The 19,863-nt window shown below is 28.2% G+C and carries 14 protein-coding genes; 6 read left to right on the top strand and 8 right to left on the bottom strand.

What is annotated here, in order from left to right:
• Positions 1-128: 128 nt before the first annotated feature.
• Positions 129-1,121 carry a type I phosphomannose isomerase catalytic subunit gene (locus ACWW38_RS04440; RefSeq protein WP_456259604.1) on the bottom strand — a complete coding sequence of 331 codons (993 nt, stop codon included), beginning with the start codon at positions 1,119-1,121 and terminating at the stop codon, positions 129-131.
• Positions 1,122-1,516: 395 nt separating this feature from the next.
• Between ACWW38_RS04440 and ACWW38_RS04445 the strand changes: the two genes are divergently transcribed.
• Positions 1,517-2,365 carry a YitT family protein gene (locus ACWW38_RS04445; RefSeq protein ID WP_456259605.1) on the top strand — a complete coding sequence of 283 codons (849 nt, stop codon included), beginning with the start codon at positions 1,517-1,519 and terminating at the stop codon, positions 2,363-2,365.
• A gap of 175 nt (positions 2,366-2,540) precedes the next feature.
• Here ACWW38_RS04445 and ACWW38_RS04450 read toward each other — a convergent pair whose 3' ends face one another.
• Positions 2,541-3,305, bottom strand: coding sequence for a YdcF family protein (locus ACWW38_RS04450; RefSeq protein WP_456259606.1), 765 nt, complete (start codon positions 3,303-3,305; stop codon positions 2,541-2,543).
• A 415-nt stretch (positions 3,306-3,720) separates the two neighbouring features.
• Positions 3,721-4,563, bottom strand: coding sequence for a PHP domain-containing protein (locus ACWW38_RS04455; protein WP_456259607.1), 843 nt, complete (start codon positions 4,561-4,563; stop codon positions 3,721-3,723).
• 337 nt (positions 4,564-4,900) lie between these two features.
• Here ACWW38_RS04455 and ACWW38_RS04460 point away from each other — a divergent pair, with 337 nt between their 5' ends.
• On the top strand, positions 4,901-5,863 hold the full coding sequence (locus tag ACWW38_RS04460) for a transposase (protein WP_456259608.1): 963 nt from the start codon (positions 4,901-4,903) through the stop codon (positions 5,861-5,863).
• A gap of 291 nt (positions 5,864-6,154) precedes the next feature.
• Positions 6,155-7,021, top strand: coding sequence for a YitT family protein (locus ACWW38_RS04465; protein ID WP_456259609.1), 867 nt, complete (start codon positions 6,155-6,157; stop codon positions 7,019-7,021).
• A 157-nt stretch (positions 7,022-7,178) separates the two neighbouring features.
• Here ACWW38_RS04465 and ACWW38_RS04470 read toward each other — a convergent pair whose 3' ends face one another.
• Positions 7,179-8,885: a tetratricopeptide repeat protein gene (locus ACWW38_RS04470; protein ID WP_456259610.1), complete on the bottom strand. Its 1,707-nt coding sequence runs from the start codon at positions 8,883-8,885 to the stop codon at positions 7,179-7,181.
• A 185-nt stretch (positions 8,886-9,070) separates the two neighbouring features.
• Between ACWW38_RS04470 and ACWW38_RS04475 the strand changes: the two genes are divergently transcribed.
• From ACWW38_RS04475 to ACWW38_RS04485, 3 genes are all read left to right on the top strand, one after another.
• Positions 9,071-10,288: a CapA family protein gene (locus ACWW38_RS04475; RefSeq protein WP_456259611.1), complete on the top strand. Its 1,218-nt coding sequence runs from the start codon at positions 9,071-9,073 to the stop codon at positions 10,286-10,288.
• Positions 10,289-10,900: 612 nt separating this feature from the next.
• Positions 10,901-12,205 (top strand): MurT ligase domain-containing protein, encoded by a 1,305-nt coding sequence (locus ACWW38_RS04480; protein WP_456259612.1) that lies wholly within the window; start codon positions 10,901-10,903, stop codon positions 12,203-12,205.
• Positions 12,206-12,343: 138 nt separating this feature from the next.
• A complete protein-coding gene (locus tag ACWW38_RS04485) occupies positions 12,344-13,069 on the top strand; it encodes a type 1 glutamine amidotransferase (RefSeq protein ID WP_456259613.1) in 726 nt (241 codons plus the stop codon).
• A 182-nt stretch (positions 13,070-13,251) separates the two neighbouring features.
• On the opposite strand, the gene ACWW38_RS04490 is transcribed toward ACWW38_RS04485, so the two are convergent.
• The 4 genes from ACWW38_RS04490 to ACWW38_RS04505 all read right to left on the bottom strand — a co-directional run bounded on the left by ACWW38_RS04490 (position 13,252) and on the right by ACWW38_RS04505 (position 19,754).
• Positions 13,252-14,139 (bottom strand): polysaccharide deacetylase family protein, encoded by an 888-nt coding sequence (locus ACWW38_RS04490; RefSeq protein WP_456259614.1) that lies wholly within the window; start codon positions 14,137-14,139, stop codon positions 13,252-13,254.
• Between the two features lie 162 nt (positions 14,140-14,301).
• Positions 14,302-16,902: an ATP-dependent chaperone ClpB gene (clpB, locus tag ACWW38_RS04495; protein WP_456259615.1), complete on the bottom strand. Its 2,601-nt coding sequence runs from the start codon at positions 16,900-16,902 to the stop codon at positions 14,302-14,304.
• Positions 16,903-17,173: 271 nt separating this feature from the next.
• Positions 17,174-18,433, bottom strand: a complete 1,260-nt coding sequence (locus ACWW38_RS04500; RefSeq protein WP_456259616.1) for a helix-turn-helix domain-containing protein — start codon at positions 18,431-18,433, stop codon at positions 17,174-17,176.
• Between the two features lie 22 nt (positions 18,434-18,455).
• Complete coding sequence (locus ACWW38_RS04505; RefSeq protein ID WP_456259617.1) at positions 18,456-19,754, bottom strand: helix-turn-helix domain-containing protein; 1,299 nt, start codon at positions 19,752-19,754, stop codon at positions 18,456-18,458.
• Positions 19,755-19,863: the final 109 nt, after the last annotated feature.

Consider the following 19,863-nt stretch of genomic DNA (forward strand, 5'->3'; position numbering starts at 1 on the left):
TTTTATTCATTTTTGCCTACTTATATTTTCTTAATCCCCTATAATCAGACATACCCAACATTATAATATATAAGGGGACGGTTCTCAACTTTTTGTGTCAAAAAGTTGAGAACCGTCCCCTTTATTTGCTATCTTTTTACTTCTTTTAAAATTTCCTCTTCTACTTTTTTTATATTAGGAACATAGCCTTTTAAAAGCTTCATTTTTCCTTCAAAAACATATTCTCCTAAGTCTGCTGGTATTAATATACTTTCACCTTTACTTATCTCTAAACTTTCATACTGAGATTTTTCATCTATATAATTAATTTTCCCTGCTCCTTCTACGCAAGTAAATGTATAAAATCTCTCCTTATCACTCTGTTCCTTAAAAAATGTTTTCACTTCATATAATTCTAGCGAAAATTCCTTACACAAACATAAATAAGTTTTATCGTATCCAAACTTTCTAGCTATTAGACCTTTGCTTTCTTCCCCCCTTAATTTGTTGTCTATCACATCCAAAGCCTTATTTATATGCAATTCACGACCTCTATTATAATCATAAACTCTATAAGTAGTATCACTATTTTGTTGAAGCTCTACAATCATTATTCCTTTTCCAATAGCATGTATAAGTCCACTTTTTACAAAGTAAACCTCACCTTTTTCTACAGAAACTTCATTAATATAATTTTCTAACTCACCATTTTCTATAGCTCTTTTAATTTCCCCTTTACTAATTTCAGGATTTATTCCTAAAATTAATTTTGCTCCTTCATCAGCCTCTAGAACGTACCATGCTTCTGTCTTTCCAAGCTCTCCTTCTTTTTTAGCGTATTTATCATCTGGATGAACTTGTATGGAAAGTGTATCCTCTGCATTTATAAGTTTTATAAGCAGTGGGAATTTTTCCTTTGAAATTTTAGTTCCTAAAATTTTTTCTTCCTCCAGTTTAATCAGATTGTCTAAAGTAACTCCTTTGTATTTTCCATTTGAAACTATACTCATTCCGTTTACATGACAAGCAATATCCCAACTTTCACCTATCCTTCCCTTTGGTAAATTGTTACGGATTTTTTCAAATCTTCTGCCTCCCCATATTTTTTCATAATACAAATTGTCAAACTTTATTGGATACATATATATCCCCCCGAATAAAATTTTAAATTTTTTTTGAAAGATTCAGTGTCAATAATTTTAAGCTTTCTTAAAGATTTGCTTATTTAATAGCTTATTACCCAATTAAATCTGGATATTTTCATAATTTTGAATGTTACTCCCTCTTGACTTTCATAGATGCCTTATTTTCAAGCATTATCAATGAATAGCTCTGAAAACCTTACTAAATCACATATTTTAGGACTTAAGCTTTAAAACATCTTTAAACGTAACGATACACGCTTTGTATATTAAATACATTTATGCTACTATTAAGGCGCAACAAAGGAATTATACTAATTTATTCTAAATTAGATAGAATGATAATCAGAAGACTTACTTATTATACTTAAATATATTTTAAAGGGAGAATTTTTATGAAAAAGTCATTTAGAGAAATAGGGCTATCCATTGCAGGGTGCATATTATTTTCATTATATGTTTCCGTATTTTTAGTTCCAAACCAAATTGGTACAGGAGGATTAACTGGATTATCTCTCGGACTAAACCGTTTATTTAATCTCCCAATAGGTCTCACAACATTGGTTTTAAATATTCCTCTATTTATATTTGGCTACAACCTACTTGGTAAAAATTTTGCATTTAAAAGTGGACTTGTTGTTATAAGCTCATCTTTTTTAATAGATTTTATCAATGCAAATTTTTCATTTAAACCTTTAGGTGATACGTTAACTGCCACTATATTTTCAGGTGCTATTTCTGGACTAGGTATGGCACTCTTGTTTATGTCAGGTGCATCTACTGGTGGACTTGATATTTCCGGTAAAATATTGAAAAATAAGTTTCCTTCTCTACAGCTTCCTAAAATTTTGTTGGCACAGGACATAATCGTATATATATTCGTTGCTGCTACTCTTGGAACACGTTCAGTAATGTATGCACTTATAATGAGTTTTATAAGATCTAAAACTATGGATGCAGTTCAAGAGGGAATTGCTTCTTCTAGACAATGTATTATAATTTGCGAAAATCCTTATGCAATAATTGAAGCTATAAAAAACGAACTTGGAAGAGGCGTAACTCTTCTAAATGCCCAAGGGTGCTATTCTCATACAGATAGGAAATTTATATATGTAGTTATCCAAAAGGTACAACTCAGCACCCTTAAGACAATAGTTCGAACAATAGATCCTAAGGCTTTTGTAACCGTATCCTCAGTAAACGATATCCAAGGTAACTTCAAACAAAAGTCATTATCTATATAGGGGACGGTTCTCAATTTTTAATCATTAAAAAATAGAAGTGAGTTAAATACAGGATAATTTATCTTGTTTAACTCACTTCTATTTTTTTATTGTAAAAGTAATAATTATTATTTTTCTTCAATATGAAGTTTAAATTATTTTTGAGAACCGTCCCTTATTTTTCTTATTTTTTATTCTAAATTTTATCAAGTAAAAAAGATTTAATAACCGCAAAATATTCTCTAACATAATAATTAGGAATCAATAAAAAGTGTATTTCTGAAGGTACTGTATATATTTCTTCAAATCCTGCTCTTTTAGCTAAAAAAACAGCTCTAAACATATGAAAATTTGTTGTTATAATAGAGACTTTTATATCCATTCTATTATCTAGTTCACTCAACTTTTGTCTTGTATATTTAAAGTTTTCTGCAGTACTTGTAGATCCTTCCTCTTTAATAATCTGTTTTTCGTTTATACCGTTGCTTACTAAAAATCTTTTCATTGCCTCTGCTTCGGTGATTTCCTCCCCTGGCCCTATCCCTCCAGATACTATAACTTTAGTATTAGGGTACTTTTTTAAATACTCTAAACTTTTATACATCCTTTGAGTTAATGTTAATGACATCCTTTGTCCACGTAATCCTGCCCCTAAAATAATTAAGTACTCGCTTTCTCTCATTCTTTTATTGCTGCCATAATAAATTATTGATGACTCAATTCCTATAAATGATATTAACAGTACAGTTGTTAATATTAAATATATCACTTTTCCTTCTCTCACAAACTTAAACTTCTTACTAATATCTAAATCCCACATCATACCCATCAATAGAAAAATTACTCCAACAAATATCCAAAATCCAGAAAAACTAATTTTTCCTCCAAAAATAGTTAATATTACATAGTATAAGACACTTAGTAATCCTAAAGTAATCAAGATTTGCTTCACATTTTTCATCTTCATCCCCCTTTTTATTGTTCAATTATCTAACTTTTTTAAATACTTAACTTAATATCTATAAAACTAACCTTAAGCCTGTCTTGTTTCATTGTTTCTAATTTAAAATTATACAATATCATTTTACCATATTACCATTTTTGGATTTTATTATAAAACACTTTATTAAATCTTCTATAGATTATGAAATTTATAGAAAATACATATATAAAATGAGGGGACGGTTCATTTGAAAATTGCATATTTTAGGTACAGCTTATACAATTCACTATTTATTTAATGCCTACATATAAATTCTAAAATATTATAGTATATATTATTTAGATACATAAAAATGTATAAAATAAAAAGGCCTTAAAAGACCTAGATTAAGTTTTCATCTTGAAATAGCAGTTTCGTTTTGTTCACTTTAGCATTAAACCACTTTTAGTTCTTTAATATTTTCTCTATTCCTTTGTTCTAATCTTTCAACTGTACTTATATTAATAGTTTCACATCCTAACATTTGTCTTCTACTTCCATATATACCATGAAAATCAAAACCACCGGTTTCAATAAGATCATATTTTTTTGAAAAATATCTACATAATCTTTTATCTTCTTTGGTATGTTCAGGATGTTCAACTTCTATGCCCTGTAATCCAAACTCAACTAGTTTTTCGATAGATTTATAATTGTTAAAAACCCCAGGATGAGCTAACACAGGGACTCCGCCAGATATAATAATAGCTCTAATTATATCTTGTACATTTATATATTTTATTGAAGTAGATAATTGTTGTATTAAATCTCTATATAGTTCATTATAATTGTCTCTATAATATCCTTTATCTATTAGAGTTTGAATTATATGCTTCTTATTAATACATATGCTTCCCTTAGCATGATTTTGTACATCATCTAGATTTATTTTATATCCTTGCTTGGCTAATTTATCTATAATCTTAATAGAATCTTCGTTTCTCATTTTTATTGTCAAATTGCAAAGTGAATTTAACAATTTACTATCCGTTTCAATGTAATATGCTAAAATATGAACCTTCTTATTATTAACATAGTCAAATGCAGACATCTCAATTCCTGGTATAACTTCTATTCCAAAATTCTTACCTATCTTTTGTGCCTCACTAATGCCTAGAATTGTATCATGATCTGTTATTGCTAAATGTGTTATTCCTTGATTTTTTGCCATTTCAATTATGTCCCATATTTCCATAGAACCATCTGATTTTTTACTGTGACAATGCAAATCTATCATTAAATCTCCTCCTAATATATGCACTAAAGGCTTATATAAATATTTTCAATCCTATTGCAGTTAGTTTTTTATATGTTTTTATATTTCAGTATTCACTCCCTTATTTTTTAAATTTTTCATTATTAGCCAGTACAGTATTTATAATAATTCTACCATTGCACATAAATATTTCTCTTTAAGCTCGTGTAATTTATATGTTAAAACTACCAAATGCTTATCCCTTTTTAAGAGTGTACAAAGCATAAATTTATTTAGCAATTTTATAGCTTATATATGATTAAATTTATCCTATTAGGTCAATAATTACATAAAAACTTATTCAAAAGGGGTGCTTAATTTGCCAAGAGCAGCAAGAATTAAAAGAGAAATAGCAATTTATCATATAATGTCACGAAGTATCACTGAACTAGATTTATTCCGCAATGATAAAGATAAAAATGTGTATCTAAAATATGTAAGAAAGTATAAAAATATTTTTTCATTTAAAGTTTACGCATTTTGTCTTATGAATAATCATGTCCACTTTCTAATAAATTCGAATGGATCTGACATTAGCAAATTTATGCATTGCATCAATCAATGCTATTCTCAATATTTTAATAAGAAATATAATAGAAGTGGCCCTCTATTTAGAGACAGATTTAAAAGTAAAATAGCTGATACAGATGTATCTGTAATTAATATCTCAGCATATATTCATAATAATCCTAAGGATATCAGAGGCTACATGAATTGCGTCGAAAATTACAAGTATTCTAGTCTTGGAATTTATTTAGGTAAGCAAGAAGATAATTTTAAGCTTCTTGATAAGGACTTTATTCTTGATTATTTTAGTCCTGACCCAATATTATCAGTATGTAGATATGTTAAATTTGTAAAATCACGGCTTGGAAATGATAATATAACTTTCATTAATGAAGCTAATTTGTTACAAGAGCATTCTCAGTTATCAACAATGAAAAGTTATAATAAACCTGTTATGAGAAATATTGATCCAGAAGAAATCATTAAGTTTATTTCTGAACATTATAGTTTTAATGGGATTGATATACACGTAAAGTATAATCACATATCCTCAAAATTTAGATCTATATGTATCTTTCTAATAAGAAATTTATGTAATCTAACCTTTAGAGAAATGCTCACTTTTATTGGTAATTTGACTTTATCATCACTATCTCGCCTTTGCAGTAGAGGATATTACCTAGTTACCAATGATCCTGAATACAAAAACATTATAAATTTTTTCGTAGAAAAGCACTTATGTTCAAAATATAGGAGTATGCCTACTTTAGGTTAATTTATCATCTTATCTTTTTGGCTTTCATCTCATTTTTTTATCAATATTAGTCTAAATTGTACAAGCTAAAAATGTTCCTACTATAATTACATATAAATTACGTATATTTAGATTCTAAAGCCAATAATCTATACCTTAAAATATATCTATTATAATAGATATATTTAGTAATACTACTTGAGAACCGTCCCCATTTTTTTATCATTTCTATTGTATATGTACATGTTTTTATGATATATTATATACGTTTTACTAGTAATTTGTAGGTATAAGTATAGAGGGGGGACCTAATTGAAGCAGATAGCCAAAGAATATAGTATTTTAATACTTGGTTGTATAATATTTTCTATAAGCATAGCAGGCTTTTTGATTCCTGCAAACATAGGATCTGGTGGTGCAATGGGTATAGCTCTTATACTAAATTATTCATTTAAATTTCCTATAGGATTATCCACAATATTCATAAACATTCCACTATTTATATTCGGTTATAAATTAATAGGAAGAAAATTTGCATTTAGAAGCGGTATAGTAGTTTTGTTATCCTCCACACTAATTGACTACTTTAATTTATTGCTAGAGCCTTACAACTTAAGATCTATTTTATCAGGTGATATGATGTTAGCTTCAATCTTCTGTGGAATACTATTCGGAATAGGTGTAGCTCTAATTTTTATGGCTGGCGGTTCCAGTGGTGGCCTAGATATACTTGCTAAAATAATTAGCTATTCTTTTCCTCACTTATCAATGTCAAACTTATTATTAATCCAAGACGTATTAGTACTTGTATCAATAGGTGTAGTAATAGGTCCTCGTTCTGTTATGTATGCTCTTATAATGAGTTTCATACGAACTAAAACAATTGACACAGTTCAAGAAGGTATATCCGCTTCTAAGCAATGTATGATAATTTGTGAAAAACCTGATGAAATTATAAAAGAAATTCAAGACAAGCTGTTAAGAGGCATAACTATAATTGATGCTATTGGTGCTTATTCTAATACAAATAAGAAAATCATATATGTTGTAATACAAAATAATCAATTAAATTCTTTGAAAAAAATTATCAAAAATGTAGACACAAATGCGTTTGTAACAGTATCTTCAGTTAGCCATATTTTGGGCAATTATAGACAATCCTCTATGCGAATTGGATAATAAAATAATATTAATGCATAAATAAGGAACAGTACTTCATTTACAGAATACTGTTCCTTTAAATTTGCCTTATAGATTTACCGCTCTATCTGCCATTTACACAATATTAAATTCATATCTGCTAATTTAATATTGTATAAACACGAGAACCGTCCCCCTAATATAACAATCTGAAGTCTGGGACTTTTATAGATTCGTTGCCCTTACCTTTTTCTATTTGGTCTATTATAGCTTTTACTTTATTATAATTTTCATTGATTACTTTTTTTGTATACTCATCAGTATTTTTATTAATTCCAGCTAAAGCTTTCTTTAAATTATAGTATCCTCTATGAAAATCACTGGTATATATAATGTAATAACATCCAGCATTATTTAAAGTTAAGATGTCATTTTCATCATACTTAAAGGCTGTTTTAATTTCATTCATTCCGTCCTTAGGATTTCCCATGTTCAAATAAATGGTTCCTAATGTCCTATGATACTTAATAGACTTATTATCAAGCTTTATGCACTCTTTTAAAGCTTGTACAGCTTCTTTGTCCTTTCCTTTATTAAATAGTAATAGTGCTACATTGTATTTTATTTCAGGCTCATTAGGTTTAATTTTACTTGCTAATTTAAAATATGTTAACGCTTCTTCAGGTTTTTGGGCAGTATACCAATAATAATTTGCTGCATTTAGCATAATGTTATAATTATATGGTTCCCTCATAATTCCAATTCTATAATAAGACTCTATTGATTCAGTCTTTTCCATACTTTTTAGTATTTCTGGCATTAAAAATGCGTAGTTATCAGGATACTCTTTGTTATTTTCAATTGATTCTTTACAATATTCCATTGCCTTATTTAAATCATTTTTCTTTAAATATAACCATCCTGCAGTATGGAAAACCCTATAATCATTTTTATTTTGTTGTATAACTTCATTAATTATCTTATCTGCCTCTTCATTTTTATTTGTGTTTTGAAGAACAGCAGCCTTTATCAACTTTATTTCAATTTTTCCTGCATCTTTATTCTCTAACTCTGTTATTAATTTTTCAGCATCTTTTGATGTTGCAGGATCTAATGAATAAACTTTAGCTAGCCACATCTTATATGCTATTTCCTGTGGGTTTTGCTTTTCTAACTCTTTTATGTAATTTATAACTTCCGGCTTATTATATACAGATTCTTGAGCCAATATATCATAAATTTTATATTCATCTTTATCCATATTAAAAGCTATTTTTAATTGATTGAATCCATCTGTAAAATCACCTAATGCCATAAGAATACCAGCATATTCAGCTACATCATAGGATGAATTTTTATCTACTGCATAAGATTTTGCTAGATTCCTAGCGTCATCTATTTTTCCGTTAGCCATATCAACAGCTATCATAGTCTTAATTAAAGCTTTATTTTTAGGATTTGATTTTAATGCTTCTTGTCCATATTTTAAAGCTTCCTCTATATCGCCATTTATAAAATCATTAAATACTATTCTATTTAATACTTCATCATTCTTACTTTTAGCTTCTTTAGCTAAATCTATGTACTTTTTGTAATTTACTTTATCCCCTTTAAGCAAGTAGGCTTCTGCTATATTTATATTCTTCAATGCAACTATCCTGTTATCTTTAGAGTTATCTAGTTTTATTTTATTGTACTGCTCTATAGCTTTATCATACTCTCCAGCTAAGAAGTATTCATAGCTCTTTTTTTCAACATTTTGGTTATACTTTTGAATTCTACTGCTACGAGTTGCTAAAAATACTATTACAAAAATTAGACATATAACTACTAAAGCTGCTATAATAATATTTTTTTTGCTTGTATTTTCATTTATATTTATATTAAACTTTCCTAAATTCATACGAATTCACCTCTCTTTAACGATTCAAGTAATATTCTATCAGACTTTAATTGAAAAATCTATAAATTTACATTTCTTTATTTTTCTTAATTATATATTTAACTTTTATTCGTAACATGGTAAGGAATGGACATTAATTTTGTAATATTATACAATGTTATTATAGTCAATTAGGGGGTTTGAAAATGTCACGCAAAAAAAGAAAAAAGATCAAGGCAACAAGTAAAACTATATATAGATTATCCATATTGATAGCAATAATTGGATTATTTTTTTTAGGAAGCTTAGTTTTTAATTCACTAAATAGAAAAGATGCTGGTGCTTCTTCAAGTAACTTATCAAGCAATATTAAATCTAATACAGGTAAGTTAGCCACTAAAGATGCTGAACCTGAAGACAATAAAAAAAACAGTCCTAATAATAAAAATATAAAAAATACTCCTTCAACAGAAGCGTACACTGAAGTTTTATTAAATTCAGTGGGTGATTGCACATTAGGTAATGACGATAAATTTTCCTATCAGGGATCACTCCCTCATACTCTAAAGAAGAATAATAATGACTATTCTTATATATTTAAAAATGTTAATTCAATTTTTAGTAGTGATGATATAACCATAGCTAACTTCGAAGGTACTCTAACTACTTATTCCCAAAAAGCTGAAAAACAATTTACTTTTAAAGCTCCACCAGAGTACGCAAAAATACTAACTTTAGGTAGCATAGAAGGAGTTAATATTTCAAATAATCATACTAGAGATTATCTTGAAAAAGGCTTTCAAGATACAAAACTAGCTTTAAAAGCTGAAAATATTAATTACTTTGGTGAAGGTAGTACTTGGATTAAAGATGTTAAAGGAACTAAATTTGGCTTCTTAGGATATAAAGGATATTACAGCTCTAAAGAATTACAGGCTAAAATAAAAAAAGATATACAAAATTTAAAAGATCAAAATCGTATAGTGATAATTAATTTTCATTGGGGTGAAGAAGGCAGTTACCATCCTAATTCAACTCAAAAATCATTAGCACACTTTGCTATCGATAATGGTGCAGACTTGATAATAGGACACCACCCTCATGTGCTTCAAGGAATTGAAAAGTATAAAAATAAAATAATTTGCTACAGCCTCGGAAACTTTGCCTTCGGAGGAAACAAAAATCCAAGCGATAAAGATACTATGATAGTTCAAGTAAAATTTAAATTTAAAAACAATTCTCTTGACTCTTATGATCTTAAGGTTATTCCATGTACAATATCATCCGTTAATTATACAAATGATTATAAACCAACTGTAGCACAAGGGAATAAAAAGACCGCCATACTAGATAAATTAAATAAAATTTCACCTAACTTAGGCTTTAAACTAGACGGTAACTTTCATAACATTCCTATTGAATAACTTAAATCAATAATTTATCCAATAGATTCGATTTTGAAAATGAACATATTAATCATAAAAAGTACAAACCTAATTTATTTTATGTGTTTGTACTTTTTATTTTTTTAAAGTTCTATCTTAATATAACAATGCATTTAAACTTAACTTATGTATTTATAGATTCCTTCTAATTTCTAATAAAATTAGCAATTTGCAGATTCCATTTATGCAATATTTAGTCTTACAGCCTCTTCATAAAATTAGGTAATTTTCAAGCCCCGTCCCCTTATATCCCCTTATAATTAGCTTTAAATATAAATATATGAATGATTTAAATATTTTATTCTAAAAAATTAACGTCATATCACAATATAAAAATCTATATTTCTTCTAATTTTATATAAAATATAGTTTACTTTTTGTTTTTTTATACTATAAATTGTGGAAAATAATATTAATAAATAAAAAGTTGACCTAAAGTAAAATATTTCCATTTAACTAAATGCGTGATAAAATCTTATTGATGCTTATTAGTATAAATTAATAAAAATAGTACATAATTCTTTAATAGGATGGAGGTGTTGCAGTATTAACGCTAAAACATTTTTAGGTATAGTTGTTGCAAAATTTATTATGCATATTTCAAATATTATATATAGAGGGGGCACAAATTTTCCTGGTAAAATCGCTCTAAAGTTTGATGAAAAAATTTTAACAAGATTATCTAAGAATTATGAGGTTATACTGATAACAGGGACTAATGGAAAAACCACTACAACAAATATGATATATTCAATAATAAAAAACTCTGGTGTTGATGTAATCACAAATAGCACTGGAGCAAATTTATACACTGGAATAATATCCTGTTTTTTAAAAAATTATAGTGTGTTTTATAAAAATAGACATAGATATGCGGTAATAGAAGTTGATGAAGCCAATGTAAAATACATAACAGAATATATAAGTCCTAAAATAATTTGTATCACTAATCTATTTAGAGATCAATTAGACAGGTATGGCGAAGTTTACACTACCCTAGAAAAAATAATTGAAGGGATAAAAAAAACTCCTGCCTCAATATTGATTCTAAATGGTGACGAATCATTGTTTGGAAACATGTCAATTCCTAATAAAATTTTATATTACGGCTTTAATTCACCTATGGACAAAAGCAATAAAATACCAGTTAATGCCGATGCTAAGTTCTGCAAAATATGTAAAACACCCTACAATTATAATTTTGTAATTTACAACCATTTAGGCGATTTCTACTGCCCTAGCTGCGGATATAAAAGACCTAGATTAGACTTTTCCATAGATAAAGTTTTGAGTCTAACCCCTAGTGGATCTAATGTTGAAATAAACAATAATGAATACTTTATAAATCAAGCAGGCACATATAATGTGTACAATGCTTTATGTGCTTTTGCAACTTGTAAAACTTTAAATATAGACGAGTCAGTAATACATAATTCACTTAAATCTTTAGACTCTAGTTTCGGTCGTCAAGAAATAATAAAAATAAATAGAACAAATTTAAAAATAATATTAGTTAAGAATCCAGCTGGATTTGATGAAGCATTAAATTCCATAAATCTAGATCAAAGCAATAAAAGTTTAGCCTTACTTCTTAACGATAACTATGCTGATGGTAAAGATGTTTCTTGGATTTGGGATGTAGACTTTGAAAATCTTAATAATCATAAGATAGATAACATACTGTTATCTGGAGTACGTCTATATGATTTAAGCATTCGACTTAAGGTAGCTGGGTTTAATGAGAAGTTATTTTTACTCTGCGATAATTATGAATCTCTTTTAGATAGAATTGAAAACTCTGATGATTCAATGATATATATGCTGGCAACTTATACTGCCATGACTAGTTTTAGAAAATTTTTAAATAACAAAGGCTATATAAAAAAATTATGGTAAAACATTTTTCAGATATACTAATTCAAATATATAATTAATATATATTAATACTTATTGATATATATTTTTAAAATATAAAACTCTATATTACTATAATCTTATTTAAGCCTTATCTACTTAAAATTGGAGGTGTTTATTTTGAAGCTTAATATATGTCATATGTACCCTGATCTCTTAAATGTATATGGTGATGTTGGGAATATATTAATACTAAAATATAGGGCTGAAAACCGTGGAATAAAAACCAATATATCTCACATATCAGTAAATGACGAATTCAATCCTGAAAAATATGATATAGTGTTTTTTGGTGGCGGCCAAGATTATGAGCAAACAATAGTATCTGAAGATTTAAAGACTACAAAACGCCATGAAATAATTAATTATATAGAAAAAAATAAAGTTTTCCTTTCAATCTGCGGCGGATATCAACTTTTAGGTAAATATTATGTAACTCCTAATGGTGAAGAAATAGAAGGCTTAAATGCTATTGATATTTATACAAAAGCTGGTGAAAAAAGATTTATAGGGAATACCGTAATATACAATAAAGATTTTAATGAAACCTATGTAGGTTTTGAAAATCATTCTGGCAAAACATATATTGGTTCATTGAAACCTCTTGGTAAAGTTCTAGCAGGCTATGGAAATAATGGTGAAGACGGCTATGAAGGTTGTATCTATAAAAATACTTTTTGCACATACTTCCATGGTTCCTTACTATCAAAGAATCCTGAACTTGCTGATAGATTACTTTTACTTGCTTTAGAAAATAAGTATGGAAAATTTACCCTTCCCTCTTTAGATGATACCTATGAACTTAGAGCAAAAGAATTCATAATTAATCGTGAGTTAGTTCAATAATATGGAAAGTTTTAAATAGCATAAAAACTAGATAAAGTAGCGTATTTCAAATTTATATATAGTGCCCCAAACACTTTCATCTAATTTGTAAAAGCGAAAATTAAGATTGACCCCTACTCCATATAGCCTTAATTTTCGCTTTACTATTTTCATTTTTATTATCATTGTTATTCTTTTGATTATTATTTCAATTTAAATTCTCTATTAATTACATTATGTTTTATAAGATCTCTATAGTCTTCAGGACTAATATTGTCAAAAGTCTTAAAATCGTATCCTTGCTCTTTAAAATATTTTATAATATGTGGCAACGCTTCTACTGTTGTCTTTTTATAGTATGAATCATGCATTAGTACTACTAAAACTTTATTCTTACCTAATCTTTGACTCTGTCTAATAATGTTATCTCTAATTTCATATGCAGACATGGTTTTGCCAGTGGCATCATCTGAACATATATTCCACTCTACGTAATTTATTTTCTTTCTTTTCAATGAATCTATTATTTCATTTATTGTACCTTTGCTAACAAAATTGTTATACATACCACCTGGAATTCTTACAAAGGGTATAACTTCACGTTTTGTAGCTTTCTCTATTACAGATTTACACTTTTCTAAATCATTCATATAACTTGACGAATTTACATATATCTCCTTGTAATTGTGAGAATAAGTATGTGGTGCTACACACATTTTATTGTTAATTAAATCTTGAAGAACATGGGGATTTCTTTCAGCCAAATTCCCAATTATAAAAAACGTAGCTTTAACATTATTTTGATTCAATATTTCTATAATTTGCTTAGTATTATTCTTTGTTGGTCCGTCATCGAATGTTAAATAAACTTCTCTTGTGTTTGAAATACATTCTTTTTCATCATTTAAAATATAATTATTTTTTGTTACTTGTAATGAAGCATTACTTTTCTTACTTGTCCAGGTTGGCATATCTTTTTTCTCTTTTATAATTATATCTGAATTATTTGAAAGAAAGTTTAGAATAAATACAAAAACTAGAAAAACAGATATAAAGTACATAATCAATGCTTTTTTTGCAGTATTTTTCATTAAAAGCACCTTCTTTTGCCCTCTCTATGATACATTATTAGGATGTACAATTTGGCTTAAATAAACCAATGTAAATTTATCTACTCTACCAAAAATATAACAAAATAAGGGGACGGTTCTTGATTTTTAAATCAAGAACCGTCCCCTTATTTTTCTTATTTTTTACTTTACACGAATGTTTAACTTTTCATCAAGACTACTAATTACTACTGTAGAACCATCATAAACTTCGCCTTTAATGATCATTTTAGCAATACTTGTTTCTAAAGTTTTAGAAATATATCTCTTTAATGGTCTTGCACCATAAACTGGATCATATCCTTCTCTAGCCATTAATTCTTTTGCTTCTTTTGTAATTTCAATTGAAATATTCTTTTCTTTCAGTCTTTCTTTAATTTCTTCCATGAATATATCAATTATTTTTTCTATCTCATCTCCAGTAAGAGGCTTAAACATTATTATATCATCTAATCTATTTAAGAACTCAGGCTTAAACCTCATCTTCATCTGGTTCATTACCTTTTCTCTAATATCCTCATCAATTCCATTGGAATCTTTATTTTCTAAAAGATAGTTACTTCCAATATTTGAAGTCATTATTATTATACAATTTTTAAAATCTATAGTTTTTCCTTTATTGTCAGTAAGTCTTCCATCATCCAATATTTGAAGAAAAATATTAAATACATCGTCGTGAGCTTTCTCAATCTCATCAAATAATACAACACTGTATGGATTTCTTCTTACTGCTTCAGTCAGTTGTCCTCCCTCTTCATATCCAACATATCCTGGAGGAGCTCCAATTAACCTAGATACAGAATATTTCTCCATATACTCTGACATATCAATTCTAATTATGTTATCTTCACTGTCAAATAGAGTTCTTGCTAATGTCTTGGCAAGTTCAGTTTTACCAACACCTGTAGGTCCTAAGAAAATAAATGATCCTATAGGCCTATTTATATCTTTAAGGCCTGCTCTTGCTCTTAATACAGCATTAGCCGTAGAAGTAACTGCTTCTTCTTGGCCAATTACCCTATTATGAAGTTCTTCTTCAAGCCTTAATAGTTTTTCCCTTTCTCCTTCTACAAGTCTTGATACTGGAATACCAGTCCATTTTGAAACAATTTCTGATATTTCAGCCTCTGTAACCTCTTCTTTAAGGAAAGCCGTTTCACCATTCTCATTTATAACACTTTCCTTTTCTTTAATTTTTCTATCTATGTCTGGAATTACGCCGTATTTCAGCTCTGCTACCTTATTTAAATCATACTCTCTTTCAGCTTTTTCAAGTTCTCCTCTAGCTTTATCAAGTTGCTCTTTTAAATCCCGCACCTGTGTAATACTAGCCTTTTCTTTTTCATATTTTGCTGTCATCTCTTTATCTTTTTCTTTTAAATCACTAAGTTCCTTTTCTAAAAACTTCAACCTTTCCTGTGATGCTTTGTCCTTTTCTTTAGATAGTGCTTCTTTTTCTATTTCTAATTGAAATACCCTACGTTTTATCTCATCTAATTCTGTTGGCAAACTATCAATTTCTGTTCTTATCATTGAACCTGCTTCATCAATTAAATCAATAGCCTTATCTGGCAAAAATCTATCAGTAATATATCTATCTGAGAGCTTTGCAGCTGCAACTATAGCAGAATCATGTATTCTCACTCCATGATGAATCTCAAATCTTTCCTTTAACCCTCTAAGTATAGATATGCTATCTCCAACAGTTGGTTCATTGACTATAACAGGTTGAAATCTTCTTTCTAAAGCCTTATCCTTTTCGATATACTTTCTGTATTCGTCGAAAGTTGTGGCTCCTATACAATGCAATTCTCCTCTGGCAAGCATTGGCTTAATTAAATTACCGGCATCCATAGCTCCTTCAGTTTTTCCTGCTCCTACGATAGTATGAATTTCATCAATAAATAATATTATCTGTCCCTCACTGCTTTCAACTTCCTTAAGTACAGCTTTTAATCTCTCTTCAAATTCTCCTCTATACTTAGCACCAGCAATTAAAGATCCCATATCCAGTGAAAATATTATTTTTTCCTTAAGTCCCTCTGGAATATCTCCTCTAACTATTCTTTCTGCAAGTCCTTCAACAATAGCTGTTTTTCCAACTCCAGGCTCTCCTATTAAGACTGGGTTATTTTTAGTTCTTCTAGATAAAATTCTAACTACCCTTCTTATTTCCTCGTCTCTTCCAATAACAGGATCTAATTTATGCTTCTTTGCTTCTTCGACTAAGTTTCTTCCATATTTCTTTAGAGCATCATATGTTCCCTCTGGATCTTGAGTATCTACTCTTTGATTGCCTCTAACTGATGATAATATTTTTAAAAATTCGTCCTTATTTATATTAAATTTTCTTAGTATATTACCTACTGTTCCTTTTTCTTCAATGTCCATTATTCCCAGCATAACATGTTCAGCACTTATGAATGAGTCTTTGAATTTATCAGCATAAGCTTCAGCTTTTATAAAGACTTCTTCCACTCTCCTTACTAAATAAACACCGGAACTTCTTGCTCCTTCTCCAAGTACCTTAGGTAATTTGTCAAGTTCTTCATGAGTAGACTGCCTTAAACTATTTATGTTTACTCCCATTCTACTAAAAATGTTTGGAATAAGCCCATCATCCTGTGAAATTAATGCCATAAATAAATGTATCACATCTATTTGCTGATGGTTGTACTTAACTGCTATTATCTGCGATTCATTTAAAGCTTGCTGAACTCTAGTTGTCAACTTTTCGTAATTCATAATTTCACCCTCTTTAAAATTATTATTTAATCAATTTGTTAATATTGTTTGTAATTAAAATAAAAATATCATGTGTTTACCATATTATAACTCTTTATTAAATAATAATGAATATTCCAGAGCATTATTTTATAAAAATTTAAAATATTTTTTAATCAAAAATCAAAAAATCAAGAACCGTCCCCAATTATTTATTAGTTAAGACATGAGAACCGTCCCCTTATAATAGAAAAAAGCCTATCTCAGGCTTTTTATTTTTATAATATATAATTTATAATTTCTTATGCATATTTAATCCTAATGTAAAATATTTAAGAGCTTCTTTAACAGAGCCTATATCATAATACATTTGACCCATTTCCATATATCTTTCATATATCTGCTTTTTAGTTCCAAACTTAGCAAGTGCATCTAATGATAAATTCATGTACATTTCTGCAGAAAGTAGGTTGTTTTGTTTTTGCAGAATCTTAGATTTTAAATAATAAGCTTTTTCAATAAATTTTATGTTATCTAGATGAATAGAATAATCCAGTGTAGTTTCACTTAATTCTCTAGCTAATTCTGCAATAGAATTATTAACAAGTTCCTCAGTACACATAAGCATAAAGTTTACAAGTTTCTCTTTATCCTCTTTTGGATAAATGTCTAAGGCCCTATTTATGTACTCAACAGCTTTTTCTTTTAATCCTATTTGAAACATGGTAGAAGCATAGTTAAATATAGCCTCTGCCTTAAAATCATTTTTAATTCCATACATTTCATAAGATTTTGATTCGTAATATTCAAAATCTCCATTATCCATCCTTAATGACAATATAGCCATCATGTGATACATTTTAGCTTTTTTCAACTTGTCTTTAATATAATCAAATAAGTCCTGTAATTTAATTGCTATATCATAAGCTTCCTTATAATTTCCAAGCATTACATTACAAACTGCTTCTCCATATATTCCTTCGCCTAACAATGTATAGTTTTTATCTTCAGACTTTAAAATGCTATCTATTACATTTCTAAAATAGTTAGCTGCCTGAGGATATTCTTTAATTTTATAAAAGAACCTAGCTACATCCATATAATAAGTCAATCTTTTAGCTATGTCACTTGAGTTATTACACAAATCATAGTATTCACCTAATAGCTCTTGTATTCTTTTAGAATCATTAATTTTTAATAAATAATCGAAAATTAAATGCATTATATAAAAAGCTAAATCATAATATTCAAAACGTTGTGCCATATCAAGATTATATTTTAAGCTTTCTTCATAATCATCTTTTTTAGGATTATTCAATATTTCATTTAAATTAGAATTTATTTGATCCTCAACATTTTTATAAAGATAATCCATACTTAGATCTAATTTAGAAGCTATATACTCCAAGACCCAATCTTCCGGAGTGACCTTGCCGTTTTCTATACAACTAAGCTTTGAAACAGAAATTTCACTTCCACATACGTCTTTTAATGTTAGACCTTTATAAACTCTAGCTCTTTTTATCTTTTCGCCAACAGATAGAACTTCCATATAATCACCTATCCAATACCAACTATTTCAAAATTCCTAGTTTCTTAAATGCTTCAACACCTTGATTTAAATACTTAGCCGCTTCTTTATCTTTACCATCATCCACATAAAACTTACCGATTAGTATGGATATCTCAGCAGTTTCATCCTCTAAATTAGCACTTTTAGCATAATTCAACGCCAGTATTAAAGTATTTTCCGCTTCATCTTTATTTTCTTCTATCATATCTATTCTATACTTTAATAAATAATACTTATATAATGTAAGATCGTCTCCATTATCTTTATTATCTAAAATTTCCTGTAATACTTCTTTTGCTTTTTTAATATCTTTTATTTTTATATAGTTTTCACATATATTAATAATTGTTTCAATATAGTTTATATCTTTATTTCTCATTCTTAATTTTTTTGCTTTATTAAGATGAATAAAAGATTCTTCAATATTATCAAACTCAGAAAATAGCCTTCCTAAATTATTCTCGATATCAGCAACATATCTATAATCATCAATTTCTCTAAAAAGTTTTAAGGTTTTTTTAGAATATTTTATTGCCACATCCATATCACCTTTTTGACTGTATTCCTGCGCCAATAAAAGAAGTGACTTAGCATATTCTTCCTTATTATTTATCTTTTTAAATTTAGTATTAGCCAAATATGAATAATTAATAGCCTTATCTAATTGCTCTAGCTTAAAATATGTAAATGCTATGTAATAATAAATCTGTCCAATCAAGAAATCGTTTCCTATATCACTATCTTCATAAACTTTTTCAGCTTGATGAAAATAGCTGCAAGCGGAATGATAAGCCTGCATTTTAAAGGTTATAACCCCAAGCTCTAAAAATGTATTTATAATATCTTCAAAACGACTTTCCTTTATGAATATTACATTTGCAGATAAGAAAAATTGCTGAGCTAGTCCTAAGTCTCCTCTGCCTATGTATATCTTTCCTCTTAAATACAAGTTTTTAGCTTTTCTGTATTCTAATCCATATTTTTCTGCATAGAACAAGGCATTCTCTATGTACTGCTCCCCTATATTTAATTCATCATTAAGTATATGGGATTGTGCAATATTCTCAAAGTAAATACATATCTTCTCTGCTTGAGTTTCTTCAGATTCCATTAAGTATTCTATAGAAATATTAAGAGAGTCCGCTAAATACTCTAGCAAGTCCATACTAGGATTAGATTTTCCTGATTCTACCAAACTAATTTGTCCCGGAGTAATTCTGTCGCCTGCTAGATCCTTTAAGGTCATGTCTAATTCTTTTCTTCTTCTTTTTATTTTTTCTCCTAAAGACAATATTTCCATAAATACCTCTTCCTTTGCAAAGTTCTAGTTATTAGATTTAATATTATTTAATAAATCAGTAAATATCTATTATATTATACCATATTCTTCACTTCTACTGCAAAAAGAA

The organism is Clostridium sp. JNZ J1-5 (assembly GCF_053901425.1).